Source organism: Lachnoanaerobaculum gingivalis, from assembly GCF_003862475.1.
In the GTDB taxonomy this organism is placed as follows: domain Bacteria; phylum Bacillota; class Clostridia; order Lachnospirales; family Lachnospiraceae; genus Lachnoanaerobaculum; species Lachnoanaerobaculum gingivalis.
Genome location: NZ_RRCO01000007.1, coordinates 78,887 through 94,749 on the forward strand (window position 1 = coordinate 78,887; position 15,863 = coordinate 94,749).

Annotated in this window: 13 protein-coding genes and 2 pseudogenes; 5 read left to right on the forward strand and 10 right to left on the reverse strand. The window is 35.7% G+C overall.

Annotated elements, in window-relative coordinates; all coding sequences use genetic code 11:
• Position 1: 1 nt before the first annotated feature.
• From EHV10_RS13265 to EHV10_RS13280, 4 genes are all read left to right on the forward strand, one after another.
• The gene (locus EHV10_RS13265; RefSeq protein WP_128675059.1) at positions 2–2,467 is read left to right on the forward strand and encodes a PEP/pyruvate-binding domain-containing protein; all 2,466 of its coding nucleotides are present in this window, start codon (positions 2–4) and stop codon (positions 2,465–2,467) included.
• A 1-nt stretch (position 2,468) separates the two neighbouring features.
• Positions 2,469–3,806 carry an MATE family efflux transporter gene (locus EHV10_RS13270; RefSeq protein WP_128675060.1) on the forward strand — a complete coding sequence of 446 codons (1,338 nt, stop codon included), beginning with the start codon at positions 2,469–2,471 and terminating at the stop codon, positions 3,804–3,806.
• A 110-nt stretch (positions 3,807–3,916) separates the two neighbouring features.
• Positions 3,917–4,594, forward strand: a complete 678-nt coding sequence (locus EHV10_RS13275; protein ID WP_128675061.1) for a response regulator transcription factor — start codon at positions 3,917–3,919, stop codon at positions 4,592–4,594.
• The gene (locus tag EHV10_RS13280) at positions 4,591–5,934 is read left to right on the forward strand and encodes a sensor histidine kinase (protein WP_128675062.1); all 1,344 of its coding nucleotides are present in this window, start codon (positions 4,591–4,593) and stop codon (positions 5,932–5,934) included. Before EHV10_RS13275 ends, EHV10_RS13280 begins: the two co-directional genes overlap by 4 nt.
• Before the next feature lie 80 nt (positions 5,935–6,014).
• Here the strand turns inward: EHV10_RS13280 and EHV10_RS13285 are convergent, their stop codons facing one another.
• The 8 genes and pseudogenes from EHV10_RS13285 to EHV10_RS13320 all read right to left on the reverse strand — a co-directional run.
• A complete protein-coding gene (locus EHV10_RS13285; RefSeq protein ID WP_128675063.1) occupies positions 6,015–6,206 on the reverse strand; it encodes a resolvase in 192 nt (63 codons plus the stop codon).
• A gap of 260 nt (positions 6,207–6,466) precedes the next feature.
• Positions 6,467–7,792 carry an IS1380 family transposase gene (locus EHV10_RS13290; RefSeq protein WP_128672997.1) on the reverse strand — a complete coding sequence of 442 codons (1,326 nt, stop codon included), beginning with the start codon at positions 7,790–7,792 and terminating at the stop codon, positions 6,467–6,469.
• A gap of 318 nt (positions 7,793–8,110) precedes the next feature.
• Positions 8,111–8,494 (reverse strand): hypothetical protein, encoded by a 384-nt coding sequence (locus tag EHV10_RS13295; RefSeq protein ID WP_128675064.1) that lies wholly within the window; start codon positions 8,492–8,494, stop codon positions 8,111–8,113.
• A complete protein-coding gene (locus EHV10_RS13300) occupies positions 8,494–9,546 on the reverse strand; it encodes a phosphodiester glycosidase family protein (protein WP_128675065.1) in 1,053 nt (350 codons plus the stop codon). The genes EHV10_RS13295 and EHV10_RS13300 overlap by 1 nt, the downstream gene beginning before the upstream one ends.
• 15 nt (positions 9,547–9,561) lie before the next feature.
• The gene (locus EHV10_RS13305; RefSeq protein WP_128675066.1) at positions 9,562–10,638 is read right to left on the reverse strand and encodes a bifunctional glycosyltransferase family 2/GtrA family protein; all 1,077 of its coding nucleotides are present in this window, start codon (positions 10,636–10,638) and stop codon (positions 9,562–9,564) included.
• Complete coding sequence (locus EHV10_RS13310; protein ID WP_128675067.1) at positions 10,638–12,494, reverse strand: carbohydrate-binding domain-containing protein; 1,857 nt, start codon at positions 12,492–12,494, stop codon at positions 10,638–10,640. The genes EHV10_RS13305 and EHV10_RS13310 overlap by 1 nt, the downstream gene beginning before the upstream one ends.
• 241 nt (positions 12,495–12,735) lie before the next feature.
• Positions 12,736–13,205, reverse strand: a pseudogene (locus EHV10_RS15455) (transposase); the annotation flags it as partial.
• Positions 13,196–13,993: pseudogene (locus tag EHV10_RS13320) on the reverse strand (carbohydrate-binding domain-containing protein); the annotation flags it as partial. The pseudogenes EHV10_RS15455 and EHV10_RS13320, both read right to left, overlap by 10 nt.
• A gap of 229 nt (positions 13,994–14,222) precedes the next feature.
• Between EHV10_RS13320 and EHV10_RS13325 the strand changes: the two are divergent.
• Complete coding sequence (locus EHV10_RS13325) at positions 14,223–14,588, forward strand: hypothetical protein (protein ID WP_128675068.1); 366 nt, start codon at positions 14,223–14,225, stop codon at positions 14,586–14,588.
• On the opposite strand, the gene EHV10_RS13330 is transcribed toward EHV10_RS13325, so the two are convergent.
• Both EHV10_RS13330 and EHV10_RS13335 read right to left on the reverse strand, forming a co-directional pair.
• Positions 14,581–15,225, reverse strand: coding sequence for a cyclase family protein (locus EHV10_RS13330; RefSeq protein WP_128675069.1), 645 nt, complete (start codon positions 15,223–15,225; stop codon positions 14,581–14,583). The genes EHV10_RS13325 and EHV10_RS13330 overlap by 8 nt on opposite strands.
• A gap of 9 nt (positions 15,226–15,234) precedes the next feature.
• Complete coding sequence (locus tag EHV10_RS13335; RefSeq protein ID WP_128675070.1) at positions 15,235–15,756, reverse strand: cysteine hydrolase family protein; 522 nt, start codon at positions 15,754–15,756, stop codon at positions 15,235–15,237.
• Positions 15,757–15,863: the final 107 nt, after the last annotated feature.

A 15,863-nucleotide genomic window follows, 5' to 3' on the forward strand; every position in this document is an offset into this window, starting at 1 on the left:
TATGGTACTTGATTTTATTGATATAAAAAAAGAAGATATATCACTTGCCGGAGGAAAGGGAGCAAATCTTGGAGAGCTTATATCTGCCGATATAAATGTTCCAAAAGGATTTGTAATTGCCGCAGATTCCTATAAAGCTTTCCTGAAAGAAAACGGCATAGAAGAAATTATTAGAAATAAACTAAGAGAAGTATACGGTGATGAAATAAAACTCTTAAAAGCTGCAGACTGCTTTCGTGAGCTGATAAGATCAGGGGATTTTTCCGCTGAGACAAAAAAACTTATAGCGGATAAATATAATAGTCTTGGAGAAAATATAAGAGTCGCCGTTCGTTCCTCCGCCACTGCAGAGGATCTGTCTGATGCCAGCTTTGCCGGGCAGCAGGAAACTTATTTAAATGTAGTGGGCATTGATGATGTTCTATTGCAGATTCGCAACTGCTATGCCTCTCTTTGGGGGAACAGAGCAGTAAGTTACAGATTTCATCAAGGCTATGATCAGACTTCTACAGCCATTGCGGTAGTGGTACAAAAAATGGTGGAGAGTGAAAAGGCCGGAGTTTTATTTACTGTAAATCCACTAAGCCGAAACACAAATGAAATGCAGATAAATGCAAGCTATGGTTTGGGGGAAAGTGTTGTAAGCGGCAGAGTAACTCCCGACAGCTATATTGTAACAAAAACCGGCAAACTAATTGAAACCACTATAGGCTCTAAGGAAACAAAGATAGTATATGGAAATAAAAATACTGTAGAAATAGCTGTAGATGAGGAAGCACAAAAAAAGAGAGTTTTAGATGATAATGAAATATCCGGGCTTTTAAACTGTGGACTAAAAATAGAAAAGCATTATGGTATGCCTATGGATATTGAGTGGGCCATCAAAGACAGTAATATCTATATTTTACAGGCAAGAGCTATAACCACATTAAGAAAAAATACCGATGAAGATGCTCTTATAAAAAATTATATAAAGGGCACAAAGCCGACTAAGAGTATGCGTAAAAACCTGGCATTTCAACTTGAAAAAATGCCCTTTGCTTACAGAGTTTTGGATTATGATTTTATTATGGCAATCAATGACCAAAAATCAAAAATATTTGGAGAAGCCGGCATAATCTTTGACTCGGATCCGCAGATCGACAATGACGGCATACAGACTCTTCCAAAGGGCAAAAAGGGTATAAACAAAAATATTTTTCATTTCTTTAAAATACTGAAACAAATCAAAGACTTTGATTCCTGTGCTACTATATGTAAGGAATTTATGTGCAGATATGAAGAAGAGATTTCAATGCTTAAGGCTAAAGACTTTGAAAATATTAGTCTTCAAGAATGTAGAGAATTTTTAGAGTACAGCTATAAACTTACCAAAGATCTTTCCTATGACAGATTCAAATATGCCCTCTTTCCGACAATGCTTGTATTTGATAAATACACTAAATTACTTCAAAGAATAAACCCAAAATATACCGCCTTTGACCTTTATAAAAATCTGGATAATAAAACCTCAACTGTAAATAAAGATATATTCGATATGGCAAAGGAGATATCAAAACATAGCAAATTAAAGGAAGACTTACTTTCCGGTGAAAGCTATAAAAGTTTATATACCGGGTTTGATGATTTTAAAACTATGGTGGATAGATTTTTGCAAAAAAACGGATTTAAATCAGACTATAACTGCTACTGTCTGGAAGCCAAGACATTTATTGAAGATCCTGACAGACTTATAAATATTTTAAAACCGCTACTGCTTTCAGCTTCCGATCAAAACCAAAATTCGGAAAACTTTTATGAATTAATGAAGGAATTAGAAATTGTTTCCGGTAGAAAATACAAGTCTATAAAAGCTGATATACAAAACTTCAGATACTTCCATATAGTTCGTGAAGAAAGCCAGTATTTATGGGAGAGCTTATTTTTCTATGTAAGAAAATGTGTAACAAGGTCAAACCTGCTCCTTCTTGAAAATAAAGACTATAAAAGCGGTATAGCAAATCTTTTCTTTAATGAACTGATAAAAGCTATGCATAGAGGATATCTTGATAAATCCGACCTTGAAAATATCAAAAACAGAAACGAAAAATTTCCACTCTCTATAAAGGTTTGGGAAGCATCAAAGCTTCTTGTATTTGAAGCAGAGGGCGATATTTTAAAGGGTGTGAGCGGAAGCTTTGGCAAGGCTGTAGGAAGAGCCTGTATTATTCACAGTCCGAAAGAGTTTTATAAAATGCAAAAAGGTGATATTTTGGTATGTCATCTTACAGATCCTGAATGGACTCCGCTTTTTGAATCGGCAAGTGCGGTGGTGGCTGATACCGGAGCGGCTCTAAGTCACGCTGCAATAGTAGCAAGAGAATACGGTATTCCGGCAGTACTTGGAGTAGGCTTTGCAACAACAAAATATAAGGACGGTGATATGCTTCAAGTAGACGGTGATAAAGGAACAGTACGAGGTTTATGATATGGATAAAGAAATGAAAAGAAAGGCAATTTTAAATGACGCTCTTCTTCCACTACTTATAAAAACCTCCATTCCCACTATTATCGGAATGCTGGTAATGGTCATTTACAATCTTACAGATACCTTCTTTGTAGGTATCTTAAACAATAAGTCTATGACTGCCGCAATCGGTATAGTTTTCAGCTTTATGAGTTTTATACAGGCACTTGGATTTTGGTTCGGCTATGGAAGCGGCAATATAATGTCAAAAAAAATCGGAGAACAAAATGATAAAGAGGCTAAAGATATGGCTTCCATAGGAATATTCTTTGCAATATCAACCGGATTAATTATCGCCTTTTTATCGCAGATTTTTATTATTCCTCTCTCAAAGTTTTTAGGTGGTAATGCTTCAAATGATTTATTTGAATTTACTATAGAGTATTTGCGGATAATTATTCTAAGTATACCCTTGGGTCTTTATTCACTTACAATTTATAATCAGCTAAGACTATGTGGAAATGTGAAAGAAGGGATGACCGGACTGCTTTTTGGAATGATTACAAATATGATACTGGATCCTGTAATGATGTTTACTTTAAAACTTGGCTTTATCGGAGCCGGCTATGCTACTCTTACAGGCCAGATAGTAGGCTCTTTTATACTGACATATTTCTCTTTCAAATCGGGAAATATATCTTTACATTTAAATTTTAATAAAGAGAGAATATATCATATACTGGCCGGAGGTATGCCGAATTTTTCCAGGCAGTCCGTTACAAGTATTGCTCTGATTTTACTGAATATGACTGCTGCCAAATATGGAGATTCCATTCTGGCGGCTTTGACAGTAAGCTCAAGAATATCGGCAATCGCCTATATGATAATGATAGGCTGGTCTCAAGGCTTTCAGCCAATCTGTGCAATGAATTACGGAGCAAAAAAATATAACAGAGTAAAAGATGCTTTTAAACTTACAACCACAATCGGCAGTATATTTTTGATTTTTTCTGCAATCCTTTTATGTATCTTTTCATATAAACTTGTTAAGACGATGACATCCAATATTGAGGTTATATCTATAAGTGTGCAGATTTTACGTATGCAATGTATAACTATGCCCTTTGTAGGCTTCTTTGCAGTAAGCAGTATGCTTTTACAAAACATAGGAAAATACCTTATGGCTTCCATACTCTCCGTTTCTCGTCAGGGAATATTTTTTATACCTCTGCTTTATATTTTATCCGTCTTATTCTCCCAATATGGAATATACCTGCTGCAACCTATTGCAGATGTACTCTCATTTGCTTTAGCTGTTTTTATGGTAAGGAGTATTCAGAAATCTTTTGTTAAAACATAAGACAAAGAAAAGACTATATAATTGAATAAAAGTTAATTATATGAGAGAATAATACTCTATACTTTTAGTGTTAATTTAAGGTGTAAATACCACCTAAATGCGGAGTGTGTATGAATATTTTAGTAGTTGAAGATGAAGTACTGCTTGCTTCGTCTCTTAAAGAAATTTTAGAAGAATGTGGGCATATTGTAGAATGTGCCTATGACGGAATGGAAGGACTGATACTTGCAAGGTCTTCACATTTTGATCTGCTTGTACTTGACTTAATGCTACCTAAATTGAACGGTTTTGAGGTGGCAAGAACTCTCAGGAAAGAGAAAAACGGACTTCCCATTTTGATATTAACTGCCAAATCAGATATCCTTGACAGGGTTGAAGGACTTGATTCGGGTGCAGACTATTATCTTACAAAACCTTTTGACAGAAGGGAGCTCTTAGCCTGTGTAAATGCTCTTCTTCGCAGACAGGGAAAGGAAGTCAATCAAATAAGCTTTGGCAATACCACTTTAGATATAGATTCATCAGAACTTATATCCGGTGATAATTCCATACGACTCTCCTCCAAGGAGTTTCAAATGATGAGGTTTCTTTTAAAGGAGGGCAAAAACAATATTTCAAAAAATCTGTTCCTTGAAAAAATCTGGGGATATGACAGTGATGCCACAGAAAACAATGTGGAGGTATATATAGGATTTCTAAGAAAGAAGCTTAAGACATTGTCATCAGATATATCAATAGTTGCCAGCAGAAGGCTTGGATATCATTTGGAAGTAAGAGGTGATGAATGATTGAGAAATTACAAAAAAAACTCACTTTGCTTTTATCTTCCGTAAGTATTTTTTTGCTTATTTTCATGCTTATCTTCCCTTTTCTTTTTAACAGAAACAGCATTTACAGCGATATGAGATCCACACTTTCTGAAGCTATGAATACTCCAATGTATCAAGACTCCGTATCCGGATCCTATGCTGTTTTTCAAATGATGTTTGACTCTGACGGAAATATCATAGATACAAGTGGAGCTGATTTTTTTCTTGATAGCAAAATAAAACAGGATTTAATATCAGATGCATTAAACAAAATAAGTGGAAATTCAAACAGGTTTTATTCATCAATAAATGGTGGAAAACTTCAATATATCTGTGAAGTCAAAGCCCCGCCTGATCGCTTTGATGATGAAGAACGGCGACCTCATAATAAAACAGATAAATCCGATACAAATATATACTCTGCAGAGAATAAATCTATACCCCATAACCTTACCGATAGTAACAGACCGCCAACTTTGTATCGAATTGCAGTAACCGATTTCAGTACTGAAATAAAAAACTTAAACAATCTTTTAGTTTTGCTTGTACTGCTATTCTTTGTAATCTCTACCGTGATTATACTCTTTTCAAAATATTTTGTTAAAAAGAGTATACAGCCTGTAAGTGATGCCATTACTTCCCAACGCCAATTTATTTCAGATGCATCACATGAGATAAAAACTCCTCTCACAGTTATAATAAATAATGTGGGAAATATTCAAAAGGCAATATCAAAGAATTCTATTCAATTAGAAAATATGGAATTGCTGAAGAAAAATATCAACGGTATTGATGAGATGAGTGAAAGGATGAAGCATTTGACACAGGATTTGCTTGACCTAAGCCGCCTTGAAAACTGGCAGGATAGAAAAGAGCAGATGGAAAAAATAGTTTTATCAGATATTGCAACCAAAGAATGCCTGTATTTTGAGCCATTGTTTTTTGAGAATAACAAGGAACTTAATTACAATATAGAGGATAATATTTCTGTTTTGGGAGATGCAAATAAGATAAAAGATCTTATCTCGATACTTTTAGAAAATGCTATGAAATACTCGCTTTCACACACCACACTTACTTTAACTAAGACAAAAAAGAGTATTATTTTATCTGTAGAAAATGATATAGAAAAAGATCTTTCAAAAGAGGATACTGTCAATATATTTAAGCGTTTCTACAGACTTGACGAATCTCACTCCGGTAGCGGCTATGGACTCGGTCTTCCCATAGCAAAGGAAATAGTACTTATGCATAAGGGTGAAATAAAGGTAATAAGCAAGAATAAAAAGATATGTTTTGAGGTTTATTTTCATATGTAATTTTAACTAAGTAATTAGGAGGATATAGCAAATATTATATCCTCCTATATATTTCATAAAACCGGGTAATTTTGTCTCTTCTACTTAACATACTTCTCAAATTTGTTTACACTCATTTTTGCCCGCTTAGCAGCTTCATCAACACTCAATATACCATCCTTTACAAGTGATACCAGAGTACTTACAATTCCACTTTCTCTGGCTCTATCAAGCTCTACTACATCTACTTCTTTTCTTAAATCTTCATATAATTCCTTTAATGCTTCTGTCATATCTTCTCCCTTCTCTCAATATTTAAGGCGATATTTCATATTTGAGGTAATCTAAGATAACCTTTAGAACCCTTTCTATAGATATTTTAGAACTTTTCCTGCATTATTCACGGTACGATATTTAAGTTAATTACCGTGCTATAAATCTTTAAACCTAATCCATGACGCTATAACTGACTTGATACACCTAAAAATGGGCAGACTTCCCCTAGGTAGAGTTTACAAGTAGTTATCAAGCTGTCAAGGTTCATTATTAGTTGTTATTCAAGCTGTATACATAGCTTGCTGATATTTGATAGAGTATCATAGAACTCATCCTTATATGGGCAACTGCTACACAGCTTGAATGTTATATACCTTGCTGAACGAATTACTTTTGCAGCAATCTTTAGCAGTTTTAGACGGACAGTATCAATGCGTTGTTTTCTCATATTTGCAGATAACGCCAATCGTCTAAACCAATTAAATATGTTATAAGCAAGTGCATGTATTTGAAGCCTGTTGGCATTTACAATTCTTGTATGACTGCTGACAGAAGCAAAGTCAAAACCTGTTTTACTTTCCTTTATGAAGTTTTCCATCAAGCCTCTTTTGCAATAGAACTTGATAAGATATTCAGGGGATGATTCCATGTTTGTAACAATGAATGTATACATGTAAGTAATTTGGTTTTCAGGTTTTTCAACTTTACAGACAACACGTCTTTCATAAGGCCAAGGACCTGCCTGATACATGAATTCACCATAAACTACAGCATAATCTACTTTGTTGTTTTTTGTGATTTCATCAAGTTCATCTACAAGATATGATGCTTTATCACGAAGTATAGCATTCTCTTTCAAACGAATTACATAGCCGGTGCCGTTTTCTTCACACTGTTTATATAAACCGGGTGTTGCAAAGCCACTATCTCCACGAAGGAGAAGTTTAATTTCCGGAAAATCTTCAAGATATTCATCAAGTATAGGCTGAAGAAATTCCACAACTCCTGTGCTTGAATACTTAGTCCCATCGCGAAGCTGAATTTTAATCAAATCTCCTGTGATTCCATCATAGCAAACAAGTGGATGGTAACCGTTACTTTGATAGTGGAAGTTAAATGCTCTACCTTCCTGTTTGCCATAGGCATTAAGGAGTGTTGAGTCCAAATCTAAAATGATAGCTTCCGGCATCTGAATGCTATAAACTTTCTTTCGAAGAATTTGATTTATTGAAAGGAACTGATTCAGCGAATCCTCATCCATTCGATTATGAAATCTTGAAATGGTTGGTTGTGATGCTAAAGTGTCTTTATTTAGCACTGCTTTAAACACAGGATCATTTGTAAGTTCATCTGAAGCGTCATCTTCAAAATAACCTGCAATGATCATATATATCATCTGAAGAAGATTTTCTTTATCAGTGTGATAACGGAATAATGCAGAATCATTGGTCTTAAATGATTGACTGAAAAGTTTATCAATGCCAAGTTTACTTACGAATTCTTTTATAAGAAGTAAGCCTGCATCAGAGGATAAATCTCCTCCATCGAAATTAATTTTAATTTTTCTATTGCTTTCAAGTGATAAGGTGTTTACAATACTCATAAAGGGCTCCTTTGTGTATTTTTTTTGAGTTTAAGCACCTTAATTTTACCACAAATGGACGCTCTTTTTTTCTTCACTTAATAAGTGAAAGCAATATTTTGTTAAAATATAGTAATTATGTGGCTTTCAGCCACTTTCATGGAGTTAACAATGAATAATCTAGGCTTTTCATAACGCTCCTTATAAAGAATATTTTAGATAAAAAGAAAAACCATGTTTGTTATTCTATATTATTATATTTTTATGTTTTATACAACAAAATATTTTTTAATAAAAAAAGGGTGCAAATTCGAAATCCGTCAAATCTGCACCTTTTTACTATAAACTGCTTTCACAATCCTTATTTGTTTTTCCATTTCCGCCTGCCAGGAATACAGCTGCCATAATGCAAAATATACTTCCTATTATCAAATAAACCATTTCAAAGGTTCCGCTTGTACCATAGATTTCCAATATACCTTTGTATATTGAACCTGCACTAAGAGTTGCTATACCGCATTTCCAAGGCAAAGTGACATTATCCGAAATTGTTCTTTTTAAAATAAGATTGTTTAAAAGGCTTGGTATAAAAAGCCCTATAAAAGGTATCAAAAATGCATACATCATATAGCTTGAATATACGCCATGTGAGAAGTATTCATATATCTGCCCGAAGATAAATACAAATACCGAAATACCAAGATAAATCCATGATTTCTTCATCAGTTTCCACCTCCAATATATACTATATCACTTACCGATCTTTCCTGATTTGATCGCCCGTTTGTAGTAGGATTGTTTATGATCTCTCCCTTGAAAACCATAGTGGAAGAACCGCCACCATCCAGATTATAGGCATCTGTTATTCCAAGCTCTTTCATAAATGTTGCAAGTTCATAAAGGCTTAATCCTGCACTCTCGCTTGTTCTTCCGTCTGATACCACAAATACATAGTGATTGTTTCCAAGATATCCGATTGCCGTTCTCGGATTGCTTGCCATCGCCATTCCTACTTCTTCATTTTCACCTACAGATATTTCGCCGTCTTCAAGCAAGAACGGTCCGAATGATAACACCTGATATGCTCCACTTTGTAAAAGAGCTTCAGCAGTTGTTTCATTCTCTGATACAAACTCAAACTCTCCGGTATTTGTTATAACAAGGTCATCTCTGTCTCCTGATGTGTTTCTGTAAAGATTTCCGTTTCTTATAACATATCCTGCCTGTCTTGCACCATAGTAATCTCCATTGATAGCAAGTATGGAATTATTCTCTTTGGCTATATTTGAAGTTGTATCGGTAATATTTCTTCCATAAGTATTATTTGCAAGTGCAGTCTTTAAAACTGAAACATCACTTACCGTTACATCAGCCACATAGATATCACTATCATATGCCCTGTACTGTTTTAGTGTAATACTTGTGTTACTGTCGGAATATTCTCCTATAACAGTACCTCCTTCAACAGTCTGCATATTAGCCACTGTAGCACCGCTTATTTCATCAGTACTTTCGGTTTCAGTACTGTCAGATGATACATTTGTCCCTGATGTTATATTATTTGAAGTGCTTGTTCCGCTATTAAGTTTTTCTTCTATAGCAGCTTCAACACTTTCCTTTATATTGCTGTTTGTAGTCTCTGCGACTACATTTGAAGCCATTACACTTTGCATCGGATGCGGTATTACAAATGTATCTAAAAGTGCATATGTACTGAATGAAAATAAGGCTACACCATATAATATGCCTAAACCCTTTTTATTTAATTTCTTCATATATTTTACCCCTGTCTATTTTAAAGAAGCGGCATAATTATTCTCTCTTACAGTCTCTTTTTTCTTTGCAAACACCAAATGTCTTTGCACAAAGTATGATACTGTAAATAAAACCACTTCTGTTATTATCTTAGCCAAATATGCATTTATATTTAATGCTTCTACCATTCCTCGAAGAATCAAAGTATTCATTGCAAATATAAATGCCGCAAGTCCCAGATATGAGATATATTCCCCCGCAAGATTCTTCTCGTCTTTTTTATTATTATTAAACACAAACTTTTTATTTACAAAAAAGTTGAAGTGTAGTGATATAATGCGGGCAATCGCATTTGAAAGTATTATGCTTCCTGAAAACAAAAAGCATATAGTGTAAAGTAAAAAATCTATAATAAAGGATAAAATAGAACTGCCACAAAACTTGATGATCTGACTGTATATTCTTGCAGAGTCTTTTATAGTATCAAAGTGACTCTCTTCATTGTCATTGATATATATCGTTTCAATTGTGTATTCTTTCATCCTGATACCTTTTCTTGCAAAATGAAGTAACATATTCATCTCATACTCATACCTCTCACCCTTTATAAGTAGTAGCTCCGGAATCAGACTTTTGTGAAATGCCCTCATTCCGGTCTGAGTATCTTCAATATTTACACCTGTGGAAAGAGCAAATACCTTATTTGTGATATAGTTTCCTATTCTTGATCTGAGTGGCGAATCCTTTGACTGTTCTCTGCATCCAAGTATTAGGCTGTCTTCACTTTCCATTGATTTATCAAGCAGATATAGCGCGTCCTTTAGTGAATGTTGTCCGTCTGCATCCAATGTTATTACTGCAAAATCATCCTCTATTTTATTTAAATAGGACAATCCTTCTTTTATAGCGGCACCCTTTCCCTTATTTACATAAAAGTGAATGACCTTTGCTCTGCTGTTCTTTTCAAGTTGGGAAAAGAGGGGAAGATATTCTTCCCCTGAACCATCATTCACCACTACTACCTCTATTCCTCTTGCTTCAATGGACTGCACAAAATATATCAAATTTTCATTTGGCTTATATGCCGGTATTAGGGCAAATCTTCTTTTCATTACTTCTCCTTTCCGGATGTATCTCCTGTCTTTTGATTACTGTTATTCTTATTCTTTTTCTTCTTAGAATCAGTTTTATTTTCACTGCTCTGATTATTTTCATTCTGTGGCGGCTGACCCATCGGTGGCTGGCCTTGGCCATTTCCTCCTCTTTCCTGGAAGTTTCCATTCATTTCAGGTGGCTGACCCATCGGTAGTTGACCAAAGTTTCCGTCTTGAGAGTTGCCGTCTCTTCCACCCTGTGGTGGCTGGCCGAAGTTTCCGTCTTGAGAGTTGCCGTCTCTTCCGCCCTGCGGTGGCTGGCCAAAGTTTCCTCTCTGTGAGTTACCGCCCATTCCACCCTGTGGCGGCTGGCCCTGGCCATTTCCCCCTCTTCCCTGTGAATTTCCATTCATCTGTGGTGGCTGACCCTGTGGTCGCTGACCATTTCCTCCCATTCCGCCCTGCGGAGGCTGGCCGAAGTTTCCTCCCTGTGAATTTCCTGCAGTAACAGAACCCTCACTATTTCCTACACTTACCTTATAGTTCTTTCCTCTTTCAATCTCTGCACTGCTGTATAAAACTGCATTATATCTCTGTGTCTGATCTGCTGATGTGAAAAGCTCCTTTCCTGATTCGTCACTGATCTTTATAGTAGCTCCTGTAGCCGCATTGTTATCCAAGTAGTAAATAATACTTGACTGAGTTGAATTGTTCCCGTTAAATCCTTGGAACATTCCGGAATTACCTGTTGCAAGTATGCTTCCACCTGTAATAGTACCTGTTCCGTCATAGTCAATCGGTGCATTTCCACCATTTGAAGGTCCGTCTACTATTATATTTCCACCGGAAATATTTAAATCGCCATTGGAGTCTATACCGTCACCACCCGGAATTATATTTATATCTCCTCCTGAGATATTGATAGCATAGCTGACCTGTGATCCGTCTGTTGAGTCTCCTGCTGCATTTATACCGTCATCACTTGAATTTACCAGTATATTTCCGCCTTCAACATTTACTGTGATTCCTTCAAGACCTTCATTTGAAGTCGCTATATTTATTTTTCCGTCTTTAACAGTCAAAGTATTGTCTGCATGTAATGCATCATCACCTGAATTGATATTCAACTCACCGTTTTCAAATGTAACATCACCCTTGGAATGCAGTGCATCCTCTACTGTAGTGATATCAAAATTTCCATTCTTTACAACAAGTGTTTTCTTACCGTTAAGTCCATGATGTGAAGCGGTAATACTGTAGTTTCCGCTTTCTATATTCAAGTTTGATTTTGAATGTATAGCATCCTCATATCCGCCTTCCACTGTAAGCTTACCTGATCCTGTTAAGTTTATATCTTCTTCGCTGTAAACAGCCGCATCATAAACATTGTTTTCACTTGTGGAATTCTCATCTTGAGTATTTGCAGCTCTCATATCGCTTATCGTATTATCACTTCCATCAATAAGGTTGATATTTATATTTCCACTCTTTCCTACAATCGGTGCATCTGAAGAATTTGATATTGTAAAGTTATCAAGATTTAAGTTTACATCTCCGTCTGAATTTACTACTATCTGTCCTTCACTCAGATTGCCTTTCAGTCTATAATTTCCTGCCTTACTTATAGTAATGATCTTTCCTTCGCTGCTTGCTCCGTCTCCATTTATTGAAACGGTATTATTATCAACATTTATACTTGTTTCATTACCTTGAGTTTTCTCACTTTTACTGTTAGTTACATTTGCTCTTACCGTTGCCGCATTTGCATCCTGTGATGCATTGCAGGCACCAAGTCCAAGCATCAGTCCCATTCCCATTAAGGAGAATGCAATATTTCTGTTTATCTTCTTATTATCTGTTATTTTACTTTTCATAAGCTCCTCATTTCTCTTATACTGAATTTATTTTTAAAGGATTGTTTTCCTTTGATGCATTAAGGATACAAAAGTAAACTGAAATGAAGCTGAAAAAAACAGACTAATTTGTGAAGAATATGTGAAAAAAAGGGGCTGTCTGGAAATGACATCCCCCTTTTTACATTTATTGTGTATAAATGACTGAAATCATACGCAAAAAAGCGCAGTTCCCCTACCCCATAGAAATTCTTTTTTGAATCTATGCGGCAGCTCCGTTTCTCATCTTTTTTTTTGATATTTATATAAATTATGGCCTATGGCCACGAGTAAAACTTCCAGTTTGACTGAATGAATACCTCTTCGGACAATTCTCTTGTACCAACGGTCGCTTTTCATAATTCCGAAAGTACCTTCTGCCTGTATCAAACGGTTCATTCGTAATAACGCACCGTGGATACTTTCCATGTTTTCGATTACTTCCTGATGCATGGAAGTTAGTTCATGATTGATCCGAACGGTTCGATTCTTGTCTGTCTTCTTACATTTATTTGCATATGGACATTCGCTGCAGTCTTCGCATTCATACAGTTCTTCCTTGTGTCCGTATTGATTTCCCCTCACATTTTTTCTGCATAAAAAATGGAATGCTTTATCGTTAGGACATCTCATGAATCCTTGCTCATCAATTCTGAAGTTAACCGCACGAAATGGATCTTCATGATATTTCCGTCTTTAACGGTCAATGTATTGTCTGCATGCAGAGCATCATCACCTGCATTGATATTTAGTTCACCGTTTTCAAAGGTAACATCACCCTTGGAATGCAGGGCATCCTCTACAGTTGTAATCTCAAATTTACCGCCCTTTACAACAAGAGTTTTCTTTCCGTTAAGTCCATGATGTGAGGCTGTAATACTGTAATTGCCACCCTCTATATTAAGATTTGATTTACTGTGTATGGCATCCTCATATCCGCCCTCCACGACAAGTGTTCCGCTTCCTGAAATATTTATATCGGCTTCACTGTATAAAGCTGCATCATATGCTTTAGAATCATTGGAGCTGTTCTCTATCTGAGTATTCGCAGCTCTGGTATCACTTATTTTATTATCACTGCCGTCAGCCAAATTAATATTCAAATTTCCGGTCTTTCCCACAATAGGAGCATCCTTAGAATTTGATATGGCAAAATTATCAAGATTTAAGTTTACATCTCCGTCTGCATTTACGACTATTTGCCCTTCATCCAACTTACCGCTAAGACGATAATTACCTGCCTTATTTATAGTAATAATATTGCCTTCACTGCTTGCACCTTCACCTGTTATAGTAATATTATTATTCTCAATATTTATAGCTGTCTGTGTGCCCTGCACTTTTTGAGTTTTATCATTGTTCACATTTGCACTTACAGTTGCCGCACTTGCATTCTGTGATGCATTGCATGCACCCAGCCCAAGCATAAGTCCCTCTTTTTTAACTTCATTTTTGAAAGGATGTTTTGTTTTCCCTTCCATGCACTAAGGATACCCGAGTAAGCTGAAATGAAGCTGAAAAAATCTCTTATTTGTGAAGATAATGTGAAGAAATTTCTGCTGCATTTATTTATGGATTATCTAAACTGATTAATAATAAGAAAACAGACTATCTTTATGATAATAGTTGATATATTTAAGAATAAATAATGGAATCACAGATAAGTATCTATTATACTATAGATACAAAGCATAAAGTAAGGAGGTCTAAATGAGAAAAGTATTAAGATTTTTAATGATAGGTACAATATGTTGTTTGATATTTATTTTAAGCTCCTGTAGAAAATCAGATACGAATGAGACGGGTTTTAAAAACGGTGAGATAGAGCAGCCTCAAATAATGTACAATCAGCAGATTTACTGTTACTATGCAACCGGATTTGATGATACCCTGCCACAAAATTACTCAAAAGTTGGCGAAGTAAAAGCCGTAGACAACCGTCAAAAGCCTGATGAAGATTTTAAAGCTTGCAGGCTTGAGGTCGGACAGGCTGTCTATGCAAATACAGGGCAGGATATCATAGATACCGTTTATGTGCAGTATAATGAAGGATATGCAAAGTTTGACCTTAATTAAACCATGCCACCGCTCTTATCGGTGAACCGTCACAGTTTTCTATTTTTAAAGGAAAACAGCCAAACCAAAACAACTCATCTCCACACTGCTCCAGATTGGTAAGATTTTCTATATTTATAATATCACAGTTTTCAAAAAGCTTTTTATGGCGGGTGAGATTCTCATCCGCTATAGGATCAAGCCCCATAACATCAAAACCTATCCCCTTATAATTCCCCTTTAAAATATAATCCATCACTTCATCATCAATGCAGGGATAATCTCCAAAGTACTCATCACTTCCCCATCTCTTATCCCAACCCAGATTAAAGAGTAAGAAGTCGGCCATATCGGTTTTTTCTCCATAGACTTTCAAATTCTCCATAGTGATTGGCTCACCTTCCTTTAACATTCTACAGTCTATTACAAGAGCCTTACCGATAAATTGATCTATAGAAAATTCATCCAAAGTCTTTTTTCCTTCATAAATATGTGCCGGCGGATCCACATGTGTACCCGTATGAGTATACATTTGAAGAAATGTCTCTTTAAATCCGTCCTTTTTATAAGTATTTACCGGCGTAAGCTTCGGTGTATCAGTGCCCGGATATACAGGCATTTTTTCATTTATTATATGAGTTAAATCTATTACTTTCATATTTTATCTCTATTTTATATTTATCTGACAGCTTCTTAAGGTTTCCAGTGCAGCCTCATGCTTTTTAGGTGTAACACCTGCACAACAGCTTGAATCAACAAAAATCCTTGTTTCCGGCAAAAATGCCTTTAATAAAAGTGCGTTTGAAGCCACACATATATCAGTACAAAGTCCCACCATCTCTATTTCAATATCTTCAACCTTTGACAATTCAAGCATCTTATTTGCCAGATTAAGGCTTCCAAATCCGGGCTTTTTGAAGATATTTCCGGAATATATAAGCTCGGCTATACAAGGATAAAGCTCCCATCCGGATGTGTTTTCTATACAATGTTTTACAGGAAGATTCTTTCCTTCCTGACTTTCTAAATAGTTTTCCTTATGAGTATCCATAGTTGCAAACACATCTTCCTTAGGATATTCCAATATCTTTTTTCTTACAGCATCTACAATGGATACCGCCTCATCAGTTCCCAAACTTCCGTCAATAAAATCCCTTTGCATATCTATTACAATCAATATCTTTCTCATATAGCCTCCATACCGTACAGATTCTCTGTAAATTTTAAGCTTGCAGCGGTTATACACCGCAATGAGGGGCAAAATCCCCTTTACCCCTCATTATATATGAAAATAAA

Bases quoted from the DNA above. Each gene is read 5' to 3' on its own strand.
- EHV10_RS13285 (WP_128675063.1), bottom strand. From the start codon at position 6,206: ATGACAGAAGCATTAAAGGAATTATATGAAGATTTAAGAAAAGAAGTA.
- EHV10_RS13310 (WP_128675067.1), bottom strand. From the start codon at position 12,494: ATGAAAAGTAAAATAACAGATAATAAGAAGATAAACAGAAATATTGCA.
- EHV10_RS13295 (WP_128675064.1), bottom strand. From the start codon at position 8,494: ATGAAGAAATCATGGATTTATCTTGGTATTTCGGTATTTGTATTTATC.
- EHV10_RS13275 (WP_128675061.1), top strand. From the start codon at position 3,917: ATGAATATTTTAGTAGTTGAAGATGAAGTACTGCTTGCTTCGTCTCTT.
- EHV10_RS13300 (WP_128675065.1), bottom strand. From the start codon at position 9,546: ATGAAGAAATTAAATAAAAAGGGTTTAGGCATATTATATGGTGTAGCC.
- EHV10_RS13265 (WP_128675059.1), top strand. From the start codon at position 2: ATGGTACTTGATTTTATTGATATAAAAAAAGAAGATATATCACTTGCC.
- EHV10_RS13325 (WP_128675068.1), top strand. From the start codon at position 14,223: ATGAGAAAAGTATTAAGATTTTTAATGATAGGTACAATATGTTGTTTG.
- EHV10_RS13335 (WP_128675070.1), bottom strand. From the start codon at position 15,756: ATGAGAAAGATATTGATTGTAATAGATATGCAAAGGGATTTTATTGAC.
- EHV10_RS13290 (WP_128672997.1), bottom strand. From the start codon at position 7,792: ATGAGTATTGTAAACACCTTATCACTTGAAAGCAATAGAAAAATTAAA.
- EHV10_RS13305 (WP_128675066.1), bottom strand. From the start codon at position 10,638: ATGAAAAGAAGATTTGCCCTAATACCGGCATATAAGCCAAATGAAAAT.
- EHV10_RS13330 (WP_128675069.1), bottom strand. From the start codon at position 15,225: ATGAAAGTAATAGATTTAACTCATATAATAAATGAAAAAATGCCTGTA.
- EHV10_RS13280 (WP_128675062.1), top strand. From the start codon at position 4,591: ATGATTGAGAAATTACAAAAAAAACTCACTTTGCTTTTATCTTCCGTA.
- EHV10_RS13270 (WP_128675060.1), top strand. From the start codon at position 2,469: ATGGATAAAGAAATGAAAAGAAAGGCAATTTTAAATGACGCTCTTCTT.